General features: G+C 55.1%; 20 protein-coding genes. 3 read left to right on the forward strand and 17 right to left on the reverse strand.

Going from position 1 to position 22,741, the window contains the following annotated elements; translation table 11 throughout:
• Nucleotides 1-17: 17 nt before the first annotated feature.
• The 4 genes from AC6I8X_RS12060 to AC6I8X_RS12075 form a co-directional block, all read right to left on the reverse strand.
• Nucleotides 18-1,463, reverse strand: a complete 1,446-nt coding sequence (locus AC6I8X_RS12060; RefSeq protein WP_497839853.1) for a NosD domain-containing protein — start codon at nt 1,461-1,463, stop codon at nt 18-20.
• Between the two features lie 204 nt (nt 1,464-1,667).
• The gene (locus AC6I8X_RS12065; RefSeq protein ID WP_084875667.1) at nt 1,668-2,387 is read right to left on the reverse strand and encodes a DUF554 domain-containing protein; all 720 of its coding nucleotides are present in this window, start codon (nt 2,385-2,387) and stop codon (nt 1,668-1,670) included.
• Nucleotides 2,384-3,004 carry a UbiX family flavin prenyltransferase gene (locus AC6I8X_RS12070; protein WP_313683285.1) on the reverse strand — a complete coding sequence of 207 codons (621 nt, stop codon included), beginning with the start codon at nt 3,002-3,004 and terminating at the stop codon, nt 2,384-2,386. The genes AC6I8X_RS12065 and AC6I8X_RS12070 overlap by 4 nt, the downstream gene beginning before the upstream one ends.
• A gap of 9 nt (nt 3,005-3,013) precedes the next feature.
• Complete coding sequence (locus tag AC6I8X_RS12075) at nt 3,014-4,501, reverse strand: UbiD family decarboxylase (protein WP_497839854.1); 1,488 nt, start codon at nt 4,499-4,501, stop codon at nt 3,014-3,016.
• A 212-nt stretch (nt 4,502-4,713) separates the two neighbouring features.
• Here AC6I8X_RS12075 and AC6I8X_RS12080 point away from each other — a divergent pair, with 212 nt between their 5' ends.
• A complete protein-coding gene (locus AC6I8X_RS12080) occupies nt 4,714-5,601 on the forward strand; it encodes a LysR substrate-binding domain-containing protein (protein ID WP_497839855.1) in 888 nt (295 codons plus the stop codon).
• Here AC6I8X_RS12080 and AC6I8X_RS12085 read toward each other — a convergent pair whose 3' ends face one another.
• A complete protein-coding gene (locus tag AC6I8X_RS12085) occupies nt 5,602-6,507 on the reverse strand; it encodes a pyridoxal-phosphate dependent enzyme (RefSeq protein ID WP_313683282.1) in 906 nt (301 codons plus the stop codon).
• A gap of 1 nt (nt 6,508) precedes the next feature.
• Nucleotides 6,509-6,904, reverse strand: a complete 396-nt coding sequence (locus AC6I8X_RS12090) for a RidA family protein (RefSeq protein WP_313683281.1) — start codon at nt 6,902-6,904, stop codon at nt 6,509-6,511.
• Between the two features lie 164 nt (nt 6,905-7,068).
• Here AC6I8X_RS12090 and AC6I8X_RS12095 point away from each other — a divergent pair, with 164 nt between their 5' ends.
• Both AC6I8X_RS12095 and AC6I8X_RS12100 read left to right on the forward strand, forming a co-directional pair.
• Nucleotides 7,069-7,743 carry a helix-turn-helix transcriptional regulator gene (locus AC6I8X_RS12095; protein ID WP_313683280.1) on the forward strand — a complete coding sequence of 225 codons (675 nt, stop codon included), beginning with the start codon at nt 7,069-7,071 and terminating at the stop codon, nt 7,741-7,743.
• A 65-nt stretch (nt 7,744-7,808) separates the two neighbouring features.
• On the forward strand, nt 7,809-8,624 hold the full coding sequence (locus AC6I8X_RS12100) for a lysozyme inhibitor LprI family protein (RefSeq protein ID WP_497839856.1): 816 nt from the start codon (nt 7,809-7,811) through the stop codon (nt 8,622-8,624).
• Between the two features lie 9 nt (nt 8,625-8,633).
• On the opposite strand, the gene ybiX is transcribed toward AC6I8X_RS12100, so the two are convergent.
• The 11 genes from ybiX to AC6I8X_RS12155 all read right to left on the reverse strand — a co-directional run bounded on the left by ybiX (nt 8,634) and on the right by AC6I8X_RS12155 (nt 22,647).
• On the reverse strand, nt 8,634-9,311 hold the full coding sequence (ybiX, locus tag AC6I8X_RS12105) for a PKHD-type hydroxylase YbiX (protein ID WP_313683278.1): 678 nt from the start codon (nt 9,309-9,311) through the stop codon (nt 8,634-8,636).
• 89 nt (nt 9,312-9,400) lie between these two features.
• Nucleotides 9,401-11,680 (reverse strand): catecholate siderophore receptor Fiu, encoded by a 2,280-nt coding sequence (locus tag AC6I8X_RS12110; protein WP_497839857.1) that lies wholly within the window; start codon nt 11,678-11,680, stop codon nt 9,401-9,403.
• Nucleotides 11,681-12,068: 388 nt separating this feature from the next.
• Nucleotides 12,069-12,236 carry a hypothetical protein gene (locus AC6I8X_RS12115; RefSeq protein WP_299449541.1) on the reverse strand — a complete coding sequence of 56 codons (168 nt, stop codon included), beginning with the start codon at nt 12,234-12,236 and terminating at the stop codon, nt 12,069-12,071.
• A 102-nt stretch (nt 12,237-12,338) separates the two neighbouring features.
• Nucleotides 12,339-13,661, reverse strand: coding sequence for an NAD(P)/FAD-dependent oxidoreductase (locus AC6I8X_RS12120; RefSeq protein WP_313683275.1), 1,323 nt, complete (start codon nt 13,659-13,661; stop codon nt 12,339-12,341).
• An 8-nt stretch (nt 13,662-13,669) separates the two neighbouring features.
• Nucleotides 13,670-14,554 carry an ABC transporter permease gene (locus tag AC6I8X_RS12125; protein WP_084875689.1) on the reverse strand — a complete coding sequence of 295 codons (885 nt, stop codon included), beginning with the start codon at nt 14,552-14,554 and terminating at the stop codon, nt 13,670-13,672.
• A gap of 9 nt (nt 14,555-14,563) precedes the next feature.
• On the reverse strand, nt 14,564-15,514 hold the full coding sequence (locus AC6I8X_RS12130) for an ABC transporter permease (RefSeq protein WP_299449538.1): 951 nt from the start codon (nt 15,512-15,514) through the stop codon (nt 14,564-14,566).
• 53 nt (nt 15,515-15,567) lie between these two features.
• The gene (locus AC6I8X_RS12135) at nt 15,568-17,250 is read right to left on the reverse strand and encodes a peptide ABC transporter substrate-binding protein (protein WP_497839858.1); all 1,683 of its coding nucleotides are present in this window, start codon (nt 17,248-17,250) and stop codon (nt 15,568-15,570) included.
• Between the two features lie 51 nt (nt 17,251-17,301).
• Complete coding sequence (locus tag AC6I8X_RS12140; protein ID WP_497839859.1) at nt 17,302-18,633, reverse strand: NAD(P)/FAD-dependent oxidoreductase; 1,332 nt, start codon at nt 18,631-18,633, stop codon at nt 17,302-17,304.
• 132 nt (nt 18,634-18,765) lie between these two features.
• Nucleotides 18,766-19,230 (reverse strand): MarR family winged helix-turn-helix transcriptional regulator, encoded by a 465-nt coding sequence (locus tag AC6I8X_RS12145; RefSeq protein ID WP_313683273.1) that lies wholly within the window; start codon nt 19,228-19,230, stop codon nt 18,766-18,768.
• 128 nt (nt 19,231-19,358) lie between these two features.
• The gene (locus tag AC6I8X_RS12150; RefSeq protein ID WP_497839860.1) at nt 19,359-20,990 is read right to left on the reverse strand and encodes an ABC transporter ATP-binding protein; all 1,632 of its coding nucleotides are present in this window, start codon (nt 20,988-20,990) and stop codon (nt 19,359-19,361) included.
• A gap of 244 nt (nt 20,991-21,234) precedes the next feature.
• Nucleotides 21,235-22,647: an EmmdR/YeeO family multidrug/toxin efflux MATE transporter gene (locus tag AC6I8X_RS12155; protein ID WP_313683271.1), complete on the reverse strand. Its 1,413-nt coding sequence runs from the start codon at nt 22,645-22,647 to the stop codon at nt 21,235-21,237.
• Nucleotides 22,648-22,741 lie beyond the last annotated feature (94 nt).

Genomic DNA, 22,741 nt, shown 5'->3' on the forward strand with positions numbered 1-22,741 from the left:
GCTTATCCAGGAAAGAGTTATTGCATCGGGGCTGGCTTACTTAAGGGTGAAGTTGCTCCGTCATTGGTGGTGGCGGTAGAAGTGACATTCGCTACCTGCAAATCAGCGCTTAACGGAGTCTGATAATGAATGACGCCATTGCCTTGCGCATTAATTGCCACCATTTCATAACCAAGGAAATGCTCGGCTTCATCCATGGCAGGTTTGCTGTTGGAGAAAAACTCAATACGGTATTCGGTATTGGCTTCACCTTTCACATTACCGTCTACGGTCAGCGTGTTCTGGTTACGGACGACACGGGTAATAGCCGGGGCATGCTGGTCTTTATTCGGCGTCGGTTCACAACCGGCAACGTTGCCATCAATAGCGCAGATTTTTTCCAGTTTGCTGGTGTCATCGCTGATACCACCACCACGATTACCGATAAATGCCGCGTGTTCCAGACCGGGTACATTAAATACAATCGCTCCGGCATAACCCGGCAGGCAGCTACCACCGGCAAAGCAACGTTTAATTTCTTTACCGTTATCGACCATAATATTTTCAGTGATACGGTTTACCGCTGGTCCGGTAATACGGTTGATACCAAAGCTGCCATCTTTACCCGCCGCACCCTGCGGACGAACAGACACGGCCACGCGGTTACCGGTCATAATATTCCCCGCCACCACATTGCCGGTACCACTTAAGGTCACTGCGGAAGAGAGGTTGGTGAAGGTATTATCGGCAATATAGTTGCGATTACCCCAGTTCAGCTGTACGCCATCGGAATAATTTTCAAAGTGGTTATGAATCACTTCGTTGTCATTACCCCATAACATTTCCAGGCCCTGCGACGGTTCCTGATTATGTACGCTATCCGTGGTGACAAAGTTATCCGCAATCAGATTGAATGAAGCGCCACGAGTGGCTTCCATTGCATCGCCGTTATTAATAAAGGTATTGCGGATAATTTTATTACGTTCGGTGGTGGTTGCCGTGGAATTGCCTTTACCATCATCGCCGGTCATCATAATACCGGCACCGCCGTGGTTACCGACAATACGGTTATCTTCGATGACGTTATTTTTGGCGCGATTGATCAGAATGCCGATACAGAAATTACGCACCTCTACCCCTTGCAGGGTGACATCATGGGTATCGCGCAGCACCAGGCCCGGCATGGTGGTAGTACGAACATTCGCGCCATACTGGCCGCTAACGGCTCCCGGGCAGGATCGCGGATCGACGCCTTTAATGTAACCCGAGCCATCGATAGCCACATAGCTGCCATTTTTGAGGAAATCGCTGTTAATAATATCCACCGGCCCTTTAATTTCCGGCAGTGGTTTATTGGGTTTAATAATCAGTGGCTGGTTGTTAGTGGAATGTAATTCGATGCGATAATGACCAGGATTTTGATTATTCTTTTCCAGTGCCCAACGCAGCGTACCATTGCTGCCATCATCAGCTGGAGAAGTCACCTGAAGTACTTCAAGACCCTGTGTTGCGTTATCCGCTGCGTATGATGCCAATGGCAATAGCAAGGCTATTGCGCAAGTAATTTTATTTTTAATCATGATAAATTCCGATCTTGCTTAAGATGCCGGAAAGTGAAGCACCCGTTTCCGGCCCCTGGATTTATAACATTTCCATCCCATTTATAACCTGTGACTTACCTTCCTCCATTAAAAGAAACTGGTCCACAACGAAGAGATCGGCATGGCTAAAACCAGCGCAGGTAACATATTTGCCACCGGGAAGATTTTAATGCCGCAAATACGGAAGCCAGTAGCGAACATTAATACGCCGCCTACCGCTGAGAAGTCCGCCTGCATCGCTGGGGTGGTCAGCGGCAAAATAAATACCGCGCCATAAGCCAGCAACAACTGGATAATGAGCTGTGGCACCGCCACCACTGCCACGGCAAAACCCAGTGACGTGGCAAAGATTGCGGCAGTGAACAGATCAAGGAACGATTTCGCAATCAGGACGCTGGTATCGCCGGTCATGCCTTCGTGCATTGAACCAAATATCCCGGTGCCGCTGGCGCAAAACAGCACGATAATCGCCACATAGCTTTGCAGAAATTGCTCCTGCGATTCCTGATCCTGTGCACCTGAACTGACAAACATCTCCACCAGCCCGCGCGCCTTGCTGCCCAGCTTGCCAATGCCTTTTTCGAGATAACACAACTCACCGAGCAGTGCGCCGAGGATCACTGACAGCACCATTACCGGCATATGGCTGACTTTCACCACCAGCACAATCCCCATACACATCGAGGCGGCGCCGAAAATCAGCGGCATGGAGGTTCTGATACGCTCGGGCAAACGCGAACTGAGCAGCGCACCGACAATGCCGCCAATCAGGACGGCAGAGCCATTGATATAGGGTCCAATAATCACGATTTATTACTCCTGGTCATTAAAGTCACGTCTTCTCCCCAGCGCGGCAGATCGGCGCAATCCAGATCCATCAGCCCCAGAGCACGTGCAACGCTATGCGCAATAATCTCTTCCACACTTTGCGGCCTGGCATACAGCGCAGGCACCGGCGGGAAAACAATCGCGCCGGATTCGGTCGCCTGTTGCATATTGCGGATATGTCCCAGATGGAGCGGAGTTTCCCGCACCATCAGGACCAGCCTGCGCCGCTCTTTTAATACCACATCAGCAGCACGCGTCAGCAGATTGTCGGTCAGGCCGTTGGCGATAGCCGCCAGGGTATGCATCGAACAGGGAGCCACCAGCATGCCGAGGGTGCGGAATGAACCGCTGGCGATCGCCGCCCCTACGGCACGGATGGGATAAACCACATCGGCTAACTCCGCCACATCCTCTGCACTGAGGTCGGTTTCATGTTCACGATTAAGATGCCCCGCCGGAGAGATCACCAGATGGCTCTCCACCTCCATCTGACGTAAATAACGTAATGCCTGTACGCCATAGGAAAAACCGGAGGCACCGCTAATGCCCACAATCACCCGAGGTTTACCACTGTTACGAATCACAGACCCTGACATGCTAACTCCTTATTTTTTGTTAAAACCTGGGATAAAGCGATTCACATCCACTTCGAGGAACTCGCTGCGGTGGAAATTGGCTTTCAGGTGATAAGGCACGGTGCAGTCAAAAATCGTTTTGCAGGCAATACCGTGATCGCGTACCGATGGGCTGTAGGCCGGATCGGAAGACGGATCGAGCGGATGGCAGCGGACGCCGGGGATAAATACGGTATCCACATCACCCTGGTAGCGGGTAGTCATTGCCCAGACGACGTCGTTGATATCGAACACATCCACGTCTTCATCCACCAGCATCACATGTTTCAGTTCGGAGAAGGCGGAGAAAGCCAGCAGAGCCGCCTGACGCTGACGTCCTTCATCAGCCGGGGTGCGTTTTTTCACCTGCAACACCGCCAGATATTTACCGGTACCTGGAGTCGGGCAATGTACGGTCTGCACAAAGCCAGGCAGTGCGCGTTCAACCATTTGCAGGATACTGGCTTCGGTCGGGATACCGGCCATATTGGTGTGTTCATCGCTTGGACCGATACAGGTTTGCAGAATCGGGGAACGACGATGGGTGATGGCTTTCACTTTAATCACCGGAACTTCGGCCTGGGCTGCACCGGTATAACCCGGGAATTCAGGCATGGCTTTACCGGAGTTGGTGTTCTGGTCTTCACGCACACGCACGCCTGGCAGCAGTTCGCCTTCAATCACCACTTCAGCATTAGCAATGGCACGCGCATTGACGGTAACGCATTCAGCGAGTTCAACGGCCTGGTTGCGCAGGCTACCGGCGATGGACAGTTCATCGAAGCCGAGCGGCGTTGTTGGCGGCTCAAAGCAGGCACCAATTTCAATCGCTGGATCGACACCGATGCTGATAGAAATCGGCAGCGGTTTACCGGCGGCTTCCGCTTTCTGACGGAAGGTATCCAGATGGCGGCCCGGCACGAAATACATCGAGATTTCGTCTTTGCTCTGCACGCATAAACGGTGAATGGTGACGTCGTGCTCGCCGGTTTCAGGGTCGGCGGCATAACACATACCCAGAGTGAAATACGGACCGGCATCTTCCGGGGTATTGGTCGGCGCAGGCAGAATTTTCAGGATATCGAAATCCGGGTCGCTGGCCAGATGAACCACTTCCTGGCAGGCTGCCTGTTCACGGGGAATGACAATCGGCGCAATCGGGTTTGCAACGGAATCTTTCAACATAAACGCCAGGTTTTCCGGGGTGGTGCCAAACAGGCGCGCCACACGTTTACGTGAAGAAAGCAGGCCAATCAGCACCCGCATATCGTTATAGCCTTTGATTTTGTTGAAAATCATAGCCGGGCCGATTTGCGTTGGGCGTTTCACAGTGCCGTGCGCACCCACATAGCGGTAAACCCCGGATAGCTCGGCAATCGGGTCTACCGGTTCATCGGTGTAGATCAATTCATCATCGTACTGGCTTAACACTTCCAGTGCGGAACGCAAATCGGTGACTTTCGTTTGCTTAACAGACATCTCAATGTCCCTCTTAGTCGTGGTAATCGGTGATGCAGCGGCGCAGACAAACGCAGGCACACCTTGAGAACAACAGGAGTGAATTCAGTGGCATAGAACCGGCACCTCCCGTCGTTGCCCCCACAGTTTTAGAGGATCGGTGATAAGAGTCCAATAATAATACCGGCGGTTTTGATAAGGAGTTATTATCAGAAAAAATCAGGAGAGAACCGATGGATTACCGGCATTTACACGCATTCGTGGTACTGGCGGAGGAGCTGCATTTTGGCAAGGCGGCACTGCGCCTCAACATCGCCCAACCGGCATTAAGTCAATACATTAAGGCGCTGGAAAAGGAGCTGGAATTTGAGCTATTCACCCGTGACAGGCGGCATGTAGCACTGACCTTTGAAGGCGAACAGCTGGTGGAAGAAGCGCGCATTGCATCGAGCCACTACGTTAAGTTTCGCAACAATGCCCGCAGCTTACGCCTAGGTTATCGCGGACAAATTAAGCTCGGCTATGTCGGATCTTCCATCCTCGATCCGGCACTCACGCTGTTAATTAATGGTTATCGTAAGCGGAAACCGGACATCGATATCGTGATTGAAGAACGTAATGTTCACGAACAACTTACACTTTTGTTAACTAATCAAATAGATGTCGCACTGGTTCGTTCACCGGTGCCACGATATGATCATTTGGCCTATCTCGATCTTGCCACCCGTCCCCTGATTGCGGTGCTGCCGCGCAGCCATGCGCTAGCCTGCCAGCCGCGAATTGCGTTAACGCAACTTGCTACTGAACCGTTTTTGATGCAGGAAGACCCGCCAGGCGTCGGGCTGGGCTGGTCGGCACTGAACGCCTGCCAGCAGGCAGGATTTGTGCCGCAGAAAATCCAGCCAACCCGTGACGTCTCGGTGGCCATTGGCCTGGTTTCAATGGGGATGGGAGTGACGCTGGTCCCTGAGACCCAGCGTTCGGTGATGATACCCGACGTAGCCTACTGCTTTTTGCAGGATCAGCACGCCACCTCGACGCTGACCATGAGCTGGCAGCGAGAGATAAAGAATAAGGCGTTACATGATTTTATCCAGTTTGCGCGGGAGCTGACGCAGTAGTCAGGCATTCAGCAATTGTTCGAGCGACAGCGTTGCACCACCACACACCACCACCAGTGGGTTGCGGTAAGGCTGCATCACGGCTTTTTGCTGGTATAAACAGGCCAGGCTCGCCCCACAGGCGGGTTCGGTCAGCACCCGATGGTCATCGATAAACAGGCGACAGGCGCGCAATGCCTCTTCATCTGTCACCACTTCGCTGATCACCGGATGCTCCCCGGCAAGTTTTACGGCCTGGTCGCAGACCTTTTTCGCGCCAAGGCTGGTGGCAACCGTGTTGATACGGTCGATTTCAACCGCATGCCCTGCCCTGATGGCCGCGTGAAACGATGCTGCACCTGCGGTTTCCACCGCAATCACCGGCACATCCGGCAAACCGTTGCGTTGCAAGCCTGTAATAACACCAGATAACAAGCCACCCCCACCCACCGACAACACCACCGCGTCAGGGCGTACACCGGCAGCCACCACCTCATCGACCAGTGTGGCATGTCCCTGCCACAGCAACGGATCATCAAAAGGATGAATAAAGGCATCGGTTGCACTTAACAACGATTGTGCATACTGGTTCGCTTCCTGCCAGGACACGCCATGGACGATCACCTCGGCCTGTTCCAGCCTGAGCAGTTCTCTGGCGCGGATTGGGGTGGACTCCGGAACGATAACCGTCACCGGGATGCCCAGAGTTCGGCCTGCGTAAGCCACCGCCAGCCCGGCATTACCGCCAGAGGACGAGATAAAACGACGCGCTCCCTGTTGATAATAGCGCTGGCACGCGAGGCCAACGCCTCTGATCTTGAATGAACCCGAGGGTTGTAGTGCGTCCATCTTTAACCAGACCTGGCTGCCGGTAAGCTGGCTCAAAGGTCGGGAATTCAACAATGGCGTGTTGAGGTGTAATGGCATGTTAACTCACCTGTTCTGCTAAGTTTTTTTGGGCGACGGCCTGCACTTCGATTTCTACATCGAGGTCAAAAGCCAGCTTGCTGCTGACCACCGAACGGGCCGGATAGCCATGCTGGAACCACTTTGCATATTCCTGATTAAATTCAGCGAAATGCTTCATGTCCGACAACCAGACCGTGACCTTGAAAATACTCTCCAGACTGGATCCCAGCTCAACCAATGAGTGCCGGATACTGGCAAGAATATTGGCGGTCTGCGTGGCAATATCGCCGTACAGCGGCTCTGCATGCGCCGTCATCGACACCTGGCCGGAAAGATAAAGCACACCGTTGGTTTCTGTCGCCGCCGCGAAAGGAAACGGCAAACTGCTGGCATAATTTTTAATAGCTGGATTCATGATTGCCCCGCATGGACAGGCTAAGTGGATAACCTAAAATAACAACAAAAAGTTGAAGTATCAACATTTGGTTGAAAACAGGTCATGACGATAAGCATGTTTATATTTCAACAAATTGTTTATACTCGCAGGCAAAATTTGCTCTTACACCATGAGTTTGGCGCATGACAGACGATCACGAAAAAACACGCCTGATACAGCAACTGAGTGCGGTTATGGATGCCTTTGCTTCGATCTCAGGTCATCATGTTGAGGTGGTACTGCACGATCTGACGCAGCCTGAATCCTCCGTGGTAAAAATCATTAATGGTCATGTCTCCGGCAGAAAGCCAGGCAGTTCCCTGCTGGATGGCCCGGAGAATGATCGCGGATTTCTCGGCCTGCTGAACCTGGATACTCTGCCGTCCAGCACTGAACCCACGGTTTTTCCCAATTACCCGACCGCAAGTCTGCAGGGCAGCCCACTGCGCAGTTCAACCGCATTGTTTAAAGATGAAAACGGCAAACCCGCACTGGCGCTGTGTTTCAACGCTGACAACCATGCGATAGAGGCGGCGCGCGATGCGCTGGCTATGCTCCTTCCGCAGAACAGCAGCAAAGATGGAGGCGAGGCCGGGCTGGAAGAAAAGATGGATGAGATCATCCGCAGCTGTATCCCTCCCACCGGGCAGCTCAGAACCGGTACCAGTAAAAAAGAGAAAGTTGAAATCGTGCGGCAGATGCAGAACAAGGGAATGTTTATCGTACGCGGTGGTGTAGAAAAGGCGGCCAAAGTGCTCGGTGTCACCCGTTACACCATTTACAACTATCTGGATGAAATCAAAAAGAAGAGTGCGTAAAACCTGAAGTAAAGTCTGCCTGCCAGCCGCCGATATAACGGAGAGAATCCATCAATCAGGGAATAATGATGCCTCTCCAGCGAACTATCCTGGCTTCAATGCTGTTACTCGGCGCAGTTTCTCCGGCCATGGCCGCCTCTTTTGACTGCAACCGCGCCAGTACGCCGCAGGAAAAACTGATTTGCCAGACCCCACAGCTCTCGGCTCTCGATGAAACCTTAGCCACTGTTTATCGCCAAAAGATATCTGGCCTGGCCGCTGCTGATGCGGCGCAGTTAAAACAATCGCAGCGTGACTGGCTGAAACAACTGCGCAGCCGCGGCACCGATGCCGCCCAATTACAGACGGCATACCAGCAACGCATCGCGGCACTTAACACCGCAGCGGTTTCCCCTGTGGCTGAAACCAAAGCACCCACAGTGGATGCGCCACACGCGCCGGTGAAGTCTGCGCCAGAGCAGCTGATCATCACCGCTCACTATGTTTACCAGCCGGGTTCTGTCACACCGGAACCCTACACGCCGCCGCCTAACACGGGTGTGAGCCGTATCATGCCAGAAGGTCGTGTGATTATCCGCACCGGCACCTACCGTTGCGGCTTCAATAATATCCCGGACCCGGCCAACGGTACCGCCTACACCCAGGTTTCTCTCCAGGTGGGAACGGACAGTATCAATATGCTTAATCAGCATTTCTCGCTGGTGCAGATTAAGCATCAGCCTTACGACCACACCCGCAGTGTTCCCTCCTTTATGGTGAAGGAGTTCCGCTCAGCCGATAACCAAACCATTATTACCCATCAATTCAATGAATTTCGTTTGCTGTTCATTGGCGTGATCAAGGGCCAAAAGGCCAGGGCTGAGTGCGAGTTAGAGCACTAACGAGCTGGTTTACACCTCTGTCCAGCCACGCAGCAGGTTGTGATACATATTCAGTAGCGACAGCAGCTCCTCGCTGTCGCCGTGGCGCGCTTTCAGGCTCTGAATATTGCGGTCCAGCTCAAATAACATGGCACGCTGTTTATCATCGCGCACCATCGACTGAATCCACAGGAAGGACGCCACGCGCGCACCGCGCGTCACCGGTGTGACACAGTGCAGGCTGCTGGAGGGATACAACACCAGATGCCCGGCGGGAAGTTTGACCTTGTGCTGGCCGTAAGTGTCTTCAATCACCAGCTCACCGCCGTCATAGCTGTCCGGTTCACACAGGAACAGCGTGGCGGAAAGGTCGGTACGCATCCAGCCCGCCGCACCGTTGTGACGTACTGCGCCGTCCACATGAAATCCGTAGGTTTCCCCCTGTTCATAGCGATTAAACAACGGTGTGGAAATGGTGCGCGGTAGCGCAGCGGAAAAGAACAGCGGGTTGTTGTTCAGTGCCTGCAATACCGCCGCCTGCAACCGATCGTATAAGGGGGTACGGGTATCGATTTGTTGGTTATTTTTGACCGTCGCCCCCTGGCTGCCGACAGTAACCCGGCCATCGACCCATTCGGCCTGTTGCAGCAGGGAAGTGAAACTGGCGACCTCTTCCGGCGTCAGCACGGCAGGAATGTGATACATCATCGCGTTGTTCTCTCTTTAAAACAGTGAGGCTTGCACATTCCGTAGCGGCGCGATTTATCGCGCACAGTTAATCGCGCCGCTACAGTCGGTTAGAAATGGACGTTGGCGGTCAACAGGAAGGTACGCGGTTCACCCGGATGGTAGCGGTAACCACTCTTGTTGATCGAGGCAACATAGTTGGTGTCAAACAGGTTGTAGACGTTAAGTTGCAGATCAAGGTTGTTATTCACCTTGTATCCCAGCTTCGCATCCGCCACCCAGTACCCTTCAGTATGATCCGGTGTGCCCACTGCACCATCACTGCCACGACGCAGGCTGCCGACATAACGCGCACCGGCACCGACTGACAGCGCATCCGTCGCCTGGTAGTTGGTCCACAGGGTAAAGGCATGTTTCGGCGTATACGCCAGCGCAGATGAACCGTCCTGCGCCACGTTGTCACCTTCAGTCACCGAGGCATGTTGCTGGGTATAACCGGCGATGATCTGCCAGTCCGGCGTGATATTACCGGTGGCCGACAACTCATATCCCTCAACACGTTTCTTACCGTACTGTGAATAGGTGCCGTCGTCATTTTCCGCCACTTCGTTCTCAATATCGGTACGGAACAGCGCCGCATTCAGCAACAGACGTTTATCCAGCACTTCCCACTTGGTCCCCACTTCGCTGGATTTGGCCTTTTGTGGTTTGAAATCGGTACGGTTGGCGCTATTGCCGCTGCCACCTGCCGCCAGGGCAAAGCTGCTGCCGCCCGGCGGTTGCTGGGAGATAGCGTAATTGACGTAGACGTTGCCGTGTTCAGTCAGGCGATACAACGCACCCGCCTTCCAGTTCACCAGATTGCCGGATTTCGCGGTATCAACCGTGGTGATCGGTGTCCTACTCGGTACTCCTGCCGGGCAGGCCAGCGCTCCACGTCCGGTGCCACCACAGGCGGTCGCACTGTCGTAATCAGTGTGATAGTTGTCGAGGCGAATGCCACCGTTCAGCTCGAAGTTTTTGGTGATCGCCAGGGTATCGAAGGCGTAGATACCAAAAGTATCGGTCTGGCCATTGGCGTTGGCACCGTTACGATCCAGCCCGCCCACCGAAATGCTGCTGATCGGATGGTAGATATTGACCGCTGGCGCGGTAATCGCGTTCACACCGTAGTTGGTCTGGTTTTCTCGGGTAAACTCCACCCCGGCGCTAACATCATGTCCGACCGAACCGGTATAAAACTTCGAGGTGATATTGGTCTGGTTGGTCAGGATACGGTTGCTGACATCTTTCAGGTTGGCGTTACGCGTCCAGGTCCAGGTGCCAACATCATTCGGGTCTGGCATACCGATGGTGCTGCCCATCACCGCCGTCAGCAGATACTCCTGCTTGACCCGTGACCAGCGTGTGGTGTTACGGATGGTGGTGTTATCCGACAGATCATGCTCGAAACGGATGGTCGCGGTATCGGTGGTGGATTTGTCAAAGTCCGAATCGGTGCCGTAGTAGTTGCTGGTCGCCACTTTCCCGGAATTATTCAGCGCGGAGGTTGCCGCGGTCGGTGAGGAGTAACCCGGCAGGCCGATGGTCGGAATGCCGCCATCCGGGGTGTTGTTCTGGTGCACATGCAGGTAATTGAGGTACAGCCGGGTTGAGGTATCAAGCCCAAACGCCAGCGATGGAGCCACACCATAACGTTCATTCTCGATGTTATCACGTCCGGCATCGTGGGTTTTCTCGCCCATCAGATTGAGCCGGAAAGCGGCGTTATCGCTGATGGCCTGGTTGTAATCCAGTGTCCCGCGACGCATCCAGGCACTGCCGACGCTGACTGAGGCATCGAGACCGGTATCCAGGCGTGGCTGCTTGCTGATCATATTGATAGAACCCGACGGTGCGCTGCGGCCATAGTCCGTCCCTGCCGGGCCTTTGATCACCTCGACCTGCTCGGTGTTAAAGGTATCGCGCGTCACGCTGCCGATATCGCGGATACCGTCAACGTAAATGCTGTTCGAGGTATCGACACCACGCATATACACCGCATCCCCGGTGGAGGAGCTGCCGTTTTCCCCGGCGTAAAATGCCCCGACACCCGGCACGTTTTTCAGTGCATCGGTGAGGTTATTGAACCCCTGATCTCGCATCACCTGGCCGGGAACCACCGTGATGGTACGCGTGGTATCCACCAGCGGCTGGGTGAATTTCGGGTCGGCGGAAACGCCTGGTGAATAGAGCGAAGGGGTCTGCGCTTCCACTACCAGGGTATCGTCGGTTTTTTTGCCGGTATTGTCTGCCGCCAGCGCTGCCGCTGGAGAGATACCGATGCACAGCCCGGTGAACAAGGTCAGCGAGTTAAAGCTGCCAAACGGCAGATTGCGATTTTTATCCATTTTTAAAAGTGTGGGTTTGATTGTTGTTATTGACGCGCACATCAGGCCACAGGGGAAATTTCACATAGGTCCGGCCCGATCCCTTAAATGATAAAAAGAATGGTTATCATTTACTTTCGTATTTTTACACGAGCACAACGGTAAAGAAAAACATTTCTTTACGCATTTATTACACAATCAATACAGTTGAACGAATCAAGGAGGGTTTGTAAGAATTATTTAAACAATGTGCAGAAATTCGTCAGATTGGGCGCATAAAAAAAGCGCGATAAATCGCGCCGCTACAAAAATATGGCACAGCGTATAGCTGTAGCGGCGCGATTTATCGCGCTGAACTCACGCGCACAGCTCATTCCAGTAGCTGTAGCGCATCACCAGATGGAATCGTTCATCTTTCATAGTAACGATACACCGAGGGATGGAATTCAATGCCATACAGCTGGCTGATGGGAATGAGCAGCTCAATATGTTTCGCGACATCGATGTCACGCTGTTGCGGCACCGCGTTCTGAGGCTGATTGAAACGATTAAACCACTGCTGTAGTAACTTTTTCATCGGCTGTTCTCCAGAAATGATTGACCATGTCAGTAAAGCGCACCCCGGCTTATAACCAAAACAATTAGTTCTGCGCTTCATTGCCGCAAATTGCATATAACATCAGGCATGGGGTGGCAGTGCGGCACCTTCCATGCGGCAGCGCAACCAATCCCGTACACGGTAATAACGCAGCGTCAGTTGTGGGCCAAAGCCCATCCAGAACGGGGCTTTATGCAGTGGTTCAATTTTCAGCGCCAGCTCACTCTCCGGCACCTCCAGCGCCCATTCGGCCAGAATGCCGCCCAGCATACTGCCGGTGGGCACGCCTCGCCCGGAAAGGCCGGTCAGCGCCACCACACCGGGTGCCAGCTGATACAGCCGCGGGATAGTGCGCTGCTGCATATCCAGCTCGCCATACCAGAAATATTCCCAGCGTAATGGCTGGTCGATAGCCGGATGCAGCCAGCGCAGTCGGTCACTCATCACCTGATGGGTATAATTTATCTCACGCCCACGCCGCCCCATCGGGAACATCGAGGCAACGATTCGCCCCTGCTGGTTGTATTTGTAAACGTAGATATCACCGCGTCCGTCATGGAGGGTGGTATTCAGGGGCAGTACATGGCGGCGCAACGCCTCATCCAGCGGCTGGGTTGCCGCCACAAACACCCGCATGATACGAAAACTCTGTGCCAGCTGCGGCCAGCCAGCGACGGTATAAGCCCCGGTGGCGAAAATCACTTTATCCGCCAGTACAGCGCCCTGCGGCGTGATCACCTGCCATTTGGCTCCCTGCTTTCTCACCTCGCTGACCGGCGATTCACAATAGATCTCTCCGCCCTCCTGCACCACTGCGCGCGCCAGACCGCGCGCATAACCCAACGGATTGAGGTGCCCCCCTTCATGATGAAACCAGCCACCATAAAAGCGCGGGCTGCCACTGATGCGTTCCGCCTGCGCGGCATCCACCGCTGCGGTGCGCGCCCCCACCGCGTTGTACTGGCGGGCTTTCTCTTCGATCAACTTCATCGCACCCGGCCGTGCCGCTGCCTGTAGATAACCGTTTTGCTGCCATTCGCAGTCAATCTGGTAGTCACTGATCATGGCGCTGACCTGATGATTCGCCTGGGTCTGCCGCGCAATCAGTCGCTCCGCCCAGGGCTCACCGAGTAACCGGCGCAGTTCCGGCAGGGAAAAGTGGGTAAAGGTCGGTGTGCAGTGGCCGGCATTGCGTCCCGAACCACCAAAACCGGCCTGCTGCGCTTCCAGCAGCGTGACTTTTACCCCCTGCTTTGCCAGCGTCAGCGCCGTGGTCAGGCCGGTATAACCGCCGCCCACCACACAGACATCGGCCTGGCGCTCGCCCTGCAACGGGGGCAATGGCGGCGCGGCAGCCGCAGTGGCAAACCACAGCGAATCTTCAAACGGGGAGAACCGGGCCATGAGTCACCTCACTCTTTCTCGCTGCGGGCGTCCAGCGCATCGCGCAGCCCATCGCCAATAAAGTTAAAGCAGGTTACCGCCAGAGTAATGGCGATGCCCGGCACCAACGCCAGCCAGGGCGCGCGAATCAGGTACTGCTGTGCACCGTTGAGCATATTGCCCCAGCTCGGCAGCGGTGGCTGAATGCCATAGCCGAGAAAGCTAATATAGGCTTCCAGCAGGATGGCGCGCGCCACCGTCAGCGTCGCGGCGACGATAATCGGCCCCACCACGTTGGGTAGCAGCTCGCGGAACATAATCCAGCGCCCGGACAGACCCAGCATGCGCGCCGCCAGAATATATTCACGTTCACGCAGCGAACGTACTTCCGCCTCAACAATGCGTGCCACTTCCATCCAGCTGGTCACCGCGATAATCACGGTAATCATCGCCGGATCCGGTTTAATAAACGCCGCCAGCGCCAGCAGCAAAAACACGCTGGGAAAAGCGAGAAACGCATCGACGACACGCATCAGCAGCGCACCAACACGTCCGCCGTAATAGCCAGCCACAATCCCCACCAGCGTGCCCAGCATGATACTGAGCAGCATGGCAAAGAAACCCACCAACAGCGAAATACGCCCGGCCATCAACAGTCGCGCCAGCAAATCACGCCCGAGTGGATCGGTGCCCAGCCAGTGCCAGCCGGTAAGCGGCGGCGCAAAACGCGCGCGCAGGTCGATATGTAAATCGTCAAACGGCAGCAATGCGGGGCCGAATGCGCAGGCCAGTGCCATCAGGATAATCAGCAGCAGACTGGCGCAGGCCAGCCGGTGACGCAAAAAGCGTTGCAGCGTACGGTTGCCTCGCCAGCGTGACGTGGCGACCGGTGGCGTAATCACAGAAGATGCCATCTTGCCTCCTTAAGCGGGACGAATTCGCGGATCGACCAGCGCGGTGATCACATCCGCCAGCAGATTGCCAATCAGCACCAGAATGGCCGAACACATCAGCAACCCCATCACCACCGGGTAATCGCTGTAGCCGAGGCTGTCGAGGAACAGACGCCCCATGCCCGGCCAGGTGAACACCGTCTCCGCCACCAGCGCGCCACCGAGAATGGTTGGCAATTGCATGCCCGCGAGGGTAATCATCGGCAGCAGCGCATTGCCCACCACATGCTTCATCAGCACACGACGTGGGGAAACACCTTTCGCACGCGCGGTTTTGATGAAATCCTGGTTGATGACCTCGAGCGTGGCGGTGCGCATGTAGCGGCTCCAGATCGCCACATCGACAAAAGTCAGCACCAGTACCGGCAGAATCAGATGGCGCAGCACATCCAGCAGCGAACCGTCCCCCACGGTGTACATATTTCCGGCGGGCAGCCATTGCAGCTTCAGTGCAAAGAAATAAATCGCCACCAGGCCGAACCAGAAGGTGGGAATCGACAGCGCGACCATCGCCCCCATGGTCGCCATGCGATCAAACAGGCTGTCACGTTTGATGGCGCTCTGAATGCCGATCCACACACCAATCGCGATGGAAAACACCATTGAGGTGCACATCAGCAACAAGGTGGCAGGCAGATGCGAAAAGATGATGCTGAGTACCGGCTGACCATCACGGTAAGATCGCCCCCAGTCCCCACGCAGCAAATGGCTGAGCCAGTCAAAATATTGCACCGGCAAAGGCCGGTTCAGTCCCATCTGGGTGGCGATGCGTTGCATCGCTTCCTGGGTCATCCCCGGCGTTAAGGCGTATTGCGACAGTGGCCCACCGGGTGCCAGGTTCAATGCGGCAAAACCGATGATCGACACCAGCAACAGCAAGATGATGCTTTGGCCAACACGTCGCAGCAAAAATGCGCCCATGGCTCTCCTCCCCGGCGTGACGCGCGATCACGTCACGCACTCTGTGAATGGACTCAGGCTTTTTTGTTCCAGTACCAGGTGTTGACGTTCCAGCTATCGATACGCACGTTGATGTTGGGAATGATATTTTCCGCACCCTGCTTGTGACCGCGCACATTGGCGAAACTGAACAACGTCAGGAACGGCAGGTCTTTGCGCACCAGCGCCTGGATTTGCAGATAAGCCGCCTTACGCTGCTCGGGGGCAAACTCGGCACTGCCCTGCGCCAGCAACTTATCCACCTCGGGATTTTTGTACTGGAATACGTTCTGTCCCGCCCCACCCTGAGCCGGAATGGCATCGGAACGCATATAAGTGGCGGTATCCGGGTCAGAACCGGTGAGATAATTCAGGCCGACAATGGCGCTATCAAATTTCGACAACATCCAGTAATCGCCCCACATCACCGCAGGCGGCAGGTTGGAGATCTTCATCTCGACGCCAATTTCCTGGAAGCTTTGCTGCATAAACTGCTGCATTTGTTCGCGCAGATGGTTCCCGGCGGTAGTGGAATTGGTGAACGACAGTTTGACGCCATTCTTCTCGCGTATCCCGCCCGCACCGGGCTTCCAGCCTGCCTTATCCAGCAGCGCTTTGGCTTTATCGAGACTGAATTCATGGGCCGGTAAGTCAGCGTTAAAATATGACGACTGACGCGGCATATAGGTTTCGGTCGGCTTCGGCAGGCCGTAATACAACGCATCGATAATGGTTTGTTTATCAATGGCGTAATACAGGGCTTCACGCACAGCGGGGTCCTGGAACTGTGGACGCGCCAGGTTAAAGGCAAAGTTCTCAATGGTGGCGCTCTGGAACACGTCCACCACTTTACCCGGCAGCTTTTTCGCCTCGTCGTAATGGTCTGCCGAGATCCACTGCAACCCGGCAATGTCGATATCGCCGGAGACAAACTGGGTGTACATCACGTTGAGATCCGGGATGTATTTATAAATCAACCGGTCGAGTTTCGGGCCGTCGCCAAAGTAATCTTTGTTGGCCGTCAGTTCGATATGGTCGCCCGGCACCCGCTGCTGCCATTTGAACGGTCCGGTGCCCACCGGCGCGCTGTTGAACGGCGCGGTGTTTTTGTCCTGCACGTTGGCAAAGCCATGCTTCGGCACAATAAAGGTGGCGGCAAGAATCGAGGTGTAAGGCGAATAAGGTTTTTCCATGCGCCATTTGATTTCGGTCGGCGAGACGATGGTAATGTCGCGCACCAGCTCATGACCGGAACGGCTCCAGCTGCGGAAATTCGGATCTACCAGCAGTTCCAGAGTGAATTTCACATCTTCGGCAGTGAACGGCTGACCATCGTGCCACTTCACCCCTTCGCGCAGTTTGAGATGGAAATTGAGACCATCGGCGGAGATGCCGCCGTTGGCCTGCGTCGGCACTTCTGTCGCCAGCGCTGGGGTGAAGTTGCCTTTCTCATCAATGCCAAACAGCGGATCGAACAAGCTGAAATGCAGGCCGTCGTCTACCTCGATATGGGGCATCAGCGGGTTAAACACCGTCGGTTCCTGGGAGAACCCCACCACCATCTGTCCACCACTTCCCGCTGGCCCGGTCATTGCTGCACGCGCCACGTTGCTGCCGAACAGCCCCGGCAATGCCATCGCTGCGGTGCCGGAGGCCAGATAAACCAGGGCCTGCCGACGGGAAATTTTTGGCAGGGAATCTGCAAACTTATCGCTCATTGTTATTCCTCAGGTGAACAGAAACACAACGCCGCGCTGCGGCAATAAGAGTTAGTAGCCGGTCATAATTTCGATCTTTGAACCATCGGTGAAACGGGAGAAACGGAAAGCATTGGGGTCCACTACCGGCGTGCGATTGAGTACCAGGTCAGCGGTGAGGCGTCCGGCTCCGGGTCCGATACCAAAGCCATGGCCGGAAAAACCGGTGGCCATCACCAGGCCGGGATAACGCTCGATATGGGAAATTACCGGGATGGCATCCGGCAGCACATCAATGCAGCCTGCCCAGCGCTGCGCGACTTTCAGCCCGGCCAGTGCAGGCAGTTGCTGTTTCAGCTGCTCCAGTACCTTGTCAGTGAGTTTTCTCGACGGCGGCAGATCGAGCACGCGGCAATATTCAAACGGGCTGGGTTCATCCAGATGCCAGTGACGTGGCATGCGCCACTCGTCATAAAATCGTCCGGTGAGACGCAGGCGTAATGATCCCCATTCATGGCGCAGTGCTGGCAGGAAATTGTGGGCAAAACGAAAAGTATCGGGCACGAAATCCACTTCGCTTTCATGCCCGGAGGCGATGGTGTAACCACCATCCTGACGTTTACGAATTGCAAAATCGCGCGCCCAGAACGCCGCTTCCGGCCCACCCGCCAGCGGCTCGGTGCGTACCACGCTGTTCAGCACCTTGAGCTGTGGCAGGCGCAGACCAAAGCGCTGCGCCATCAGCCCTGACCAGGCACCTCCGGCCAGCACCACGCTCTGGCAGGCAATCGCACCGCGTTCCGTCATCACGCCAGAAATACGCCCACCGCTGGTTTCGATACCGCGCACCGCGCATTCCGTCAGAATATGCGCACCGTGGCGGCGTGCCGCCTCGGCAATCGCCGGAGCCGCTTTCTGCGGTTCAGCACGCCCATCATCCGGAGTATAGAGCGCACCCACGCCCTGAATTTTGTGGCCGGGGAACAGTTTCTCCACCCCGTCGCGATCCAGCATTTCAGCACGAAAGCCGGTGCCTGCCATATGCCGCGACCAGCTTTGCAGCTCGCTGAATTCCTGGTCAGTGGCGCAGTTAAAGGTGATGCCAGCACGCTGATAACCGGTGTCCGCCTGCACCCGTTGATCCAGTTGCTGCCAGATACGCAGTGATTCGGCCATCAGCGGGACTTCACGCGGGTCACGGCGCGCCAGCCGCACCCAGCCCCAGTTACGGCTGGATTGCTCCTGACCAATGCCGCCTTTTTCACACAATGCGACGCTGACGCCCTGTTCGGCAATTTCCAGCGCGGTGGCGCAACCAATAATGCCGCCGCCAATCACCACCACATCGACTTTCTCCGGCAATGTCACATCGCCGTGAACCGGCACAACAAATGGACCAGGCATAATAATTCCCGCAGTTTTGTCATCATTATTTCAGTCTGCCATCAGACGCCATCAGAGATATTTCGACAACAGTTCACCGTGCAGGTGAAATTAATTTTTCACCCACAGAAATATGCAGCTTTTATTAATGCATTACGGCTGTAAGACTTTTTTTAATAAACGGATGACGGTGTGTTTTTCTCTGGCCGTCAACCGCTGAAAAAAACGATCTTCCTGTTGTTGCGTCAGTTCGCGCACGCGCTGCGCCAGAGCCTTACCGTGTTCGGTAAGAAACAGCGCCTGTGAACGGTTATCGCTGTGGTCGGCCTCGCGCGTCAGCAACTGTTGTTGCTCCATCTGCTCCAGCAGACGTGCCATGGCCGAACGGTCACGCTGGATCACATCGGCAATCACCGAAGGCCGGATACCGGGGTGGCGATCTACCACCAGCAGCGTGCTGATTTTGCCGGTGCCGCGCGCCACTTCGAGTCCAGCCAGTTGCTGGTCAAGGTCACGCGACACGGCGATGTTGATGCTACGAATGTAAAAACTCAGCATATTGCCAAGCGGTCCCAAATCCACGTCAACGGCTTGTTGCGGAACAGCTGGTTTTATCATTCTGCGCTCCACATTACTGAAAAAAAACGTCTCAGAAGAAGGGATTAGGGCAGTCAAAACTTTCATCAAGTATTGGCGAGATAGTGGACAATGACAACGACTTTTGTCATAGCTTTTTCCAATTTAACTTATGACACCACCCGTTCTTCCGCATGGCCAGGAATGGCGCTAACCAGTTGTTGTGTATAACGATGCTGCGGCTGGCGGAACACCGCCTGCGGCGTGCCCTGCTCAACAATTTCCCCTTTAAACAGCACTGCGATACGGTCACAAATCTGGCTGGCGACACGCAGATCGTGGGTAATAAAAATCATCGCCACCTGGGTTTGCTGCTGAATGCTACGCAGCAATTCCAGTACCTGGGCCTGAATCGACACGTCCAGTGCGGAGACCGATTCATCCGCCACCAGCAGCACCGGGTCGAACATTAACGCGCGCGCAATGCCGATGCGCTGGCGCTGACCACCGGAAAACTCATGCGGGAAACGCTGCCAGGCACTGGCATCCAGACCCACCCGTTGCAGCAGCTGTTTGGCTTTGCGCTCCACTTCCTGCGGCGTCATGCCGCCCAGCGCCAGCGGACCGGCCGAGAGGATGGTGCCAATGGTGTGGCGCGGGTTAAGTGAAGCAAAGGGGTCCTGGAAAATCATCTGGATATAACGCCGCAGCGGACGGAAATCCGCTTCTTTCATCGGCAGGATATCGCGCCCGTCAAACAGGATTTCCCCGCTATCCGCCGCCAGCAACTTCAGCAATACCCGGCCTAGCGAGGATTTGCCGGATCCCGACTCACCGACAATGCCCAGCGTTTCGCCCTTGTTCAGGCTGAAGCTGACGTTGTTTAACGCCTTCACCTCACGGCTGCGGCTCAACCAGCCACCGTCGCTGGGGTAGGTTTTCACCAGGTTATTGACCTGCAATACCGTTGGTGTGTCACGCACATCTTTGTCACCGGCATGCATACGTGGCACGGCGGCAATCAACTTCTGCGAATAGGGATGTCGGGGCGCATTTAACACCTGCTGTGCCGGGCCAGACTCCACCATATGGCCTTTTTCCATCACGATGACCCGGTCAGCGATCTCCTCCACCACACCAAAATCGTGGGTGATAAACATCACGCTCATCGCCTTGCGCTGTTGCAGGCCACGGATAAGCCGCAGGATTTGCGCCTGGGTGGTGACGTCCAGCGCAGTGGTGGGTTCATCGGCAATCAGAATATCGGGGTCAAGCGCCAGCGCCATGGCAATCATCACGCGCTGACGCTGCCCGCCGGACAGGCGAAACGGGTGCTGATGCTGAATTTTTTCCGGTTCCGGCAACCCGACTTCTTCCAGCAGCGCCAGTACTTTTTGCTGGCGTGACGCGGGGGTGCCGACGTTATGCGCCAGCATCACCTCGGCGATCTGCTCACCAATGGTCATCAGCGGATTGAGCGCCGACAACGGGTCCTGAAAGATGATGGCAATTGTCTTGCCCTGCAACTGACGCAGCTGATCGGCGCTGTGCTGCAACAGGTTGTTGCCGCGCAACAAAATCTCTCCGCCCTGCACGCGCAGCGCCTTCGGCAGCAACCCCATCGCTGCATGGGCGGTGACGGATTTACCCGAACCGGATTCACCAATGATGCAAAGAATTTCCCCGGGCCAGAGATCAAAACTGAGGTTTTCCACCGCAAAACGGCGGTCCATGCCGGCAGGTAACGCCACAGAAAGCTGGCGCACAGAAAATAACGGGGCGATGTTGTCAGGGTTTTCCATATTGACGCTCCTGGTTGCACTGAAAAATAGTTTTTCGGTATCGAAGCCAGCGGTTAATTAACGGAATTGACCAGCAGATGAATTTAATTTTTTAGTTAAGCAGGGAAAATGGCACAGATTAGCGGCGGGGAAATAATAGGTTTTACTTATTTCGCATTTGACTTATCCGCGCGATAAATCGCGCCGCTACAATTCATTGCACATACCGTAGCGGCGCGATTTATCGCGCATCGTTAAAGGGGATTTACCCCCCGGTTTTCGCCAGCATTCGCCGATAATTATTCAGCCATGTGCCGCTGGTCAGACGCCACCAGAAGCAAATGCCGCGCACTGTCCAGTCGAGGAACATGCCGAGCCACACGCCAACGACCCCCATACCCAGCACAATGCCGAGCAGGTAACCGGCTACCACGCGTGCACCCCACATGCTGAACATCGAAACGTACATGGTGTAACGGGCATCGCGAGCACCTTTCAACCCGGCGGGCAGCACCCAGGAGGCGGTCCAGATCGGCATAAAAGCGGCATTCAGCCAGATCAGGTGTTTGGTCACCGTGATTACCTCCGGATCGCGGGTATAGAACTTTGCCAGCAACCCGGCAATCGGCACGGTGATCGCCGCCAGGCTACACAGGCCAATCATCGCCAGCCAGAACACATGCTTGATCTGGCGTTCGGCCTGCATCACCTGATTACGCCCGAGTCGCTTGCCGGTGATAATGGTCGAGGCCGAGCCTAATGCGTTACCGGGCAGGTTAATCAGGGTGGCAATCGAGAAGGCGATAAAGTTACCGGCGATTTCGTTGGTGCCCATCCCGGCGACAAAAATCTGCGTCAGCAGCTTACCGCCGTTAAACAACACCGATTCGATACTGGCGGGCACACCAATGCTCAGCACTTCCATCAGGATGCCGTAATTCCAGCGCCGAAAGTAACTCTGGATGGAGATCTTTAGCGCCGGATTGATACCCAGATACAGCACGTAAATCGCCGCTATGGCACCGATATAGCGTGAGATGGTCAGCCCGAGACCGGCCCCGATAAAACCCAATCCATGCCAGCCAAAACAGCCATAGATCAGCACGGTACTGATGATGATATTGAGGATGTTCATCCCGCCGTTGATCAGCATCGGGATTTTGGTGTTGCCCGCCCCGCGCAAAGCACCGCTACCGATCAGCGCAATCGCCGCTGCCGGATAACTCCACGCAGAAGTTTGCAGGTAGCTGAGCGCCAGCTCCTTCACCTGGGGCTCGGCGCTCCCGGCAATCACATCGATGATCAAGTGACCCCAAATCTCAATGGCGATCACCAACATAAATGCCAGTACCGTCATCAATCCCAGCGACTGACGGGTGGCCGCGCGCGCGCGTTTGCCATTACGTTTGGCAAGGCTGAACGCCACCACCACCGTGGTGCCGAGATCGATGGCGGCAAAGAATGAGATGATCACCATATTGAAGCTGTCGGCCAGGCCTACGCCCGCCATCGCTTCTTTACCCAGCCAGCTGACCAGGAAGGTACTGAGGACGCCCATCAGCATCACGCAGAGGTTTTCGATAAAGATGGGCACGGCCAGAGGCGTAATTTCACGCCACAACAGCGTGCGATAAGAACGGCGTTTTGGGTACCACGCCGTTTTTCTGATCGCCCGCATCACTGCTACGCCAGGATTTTGCAAGGGAATACCAAATCACTTTGGACAAGAAGAATAATGATGATAGGCCGCTAACAATTATGCAAAGTGTTTC

The organism is Pantoea sp. X-Soil-TKNS-1280 (assembly GCF_059730475.1).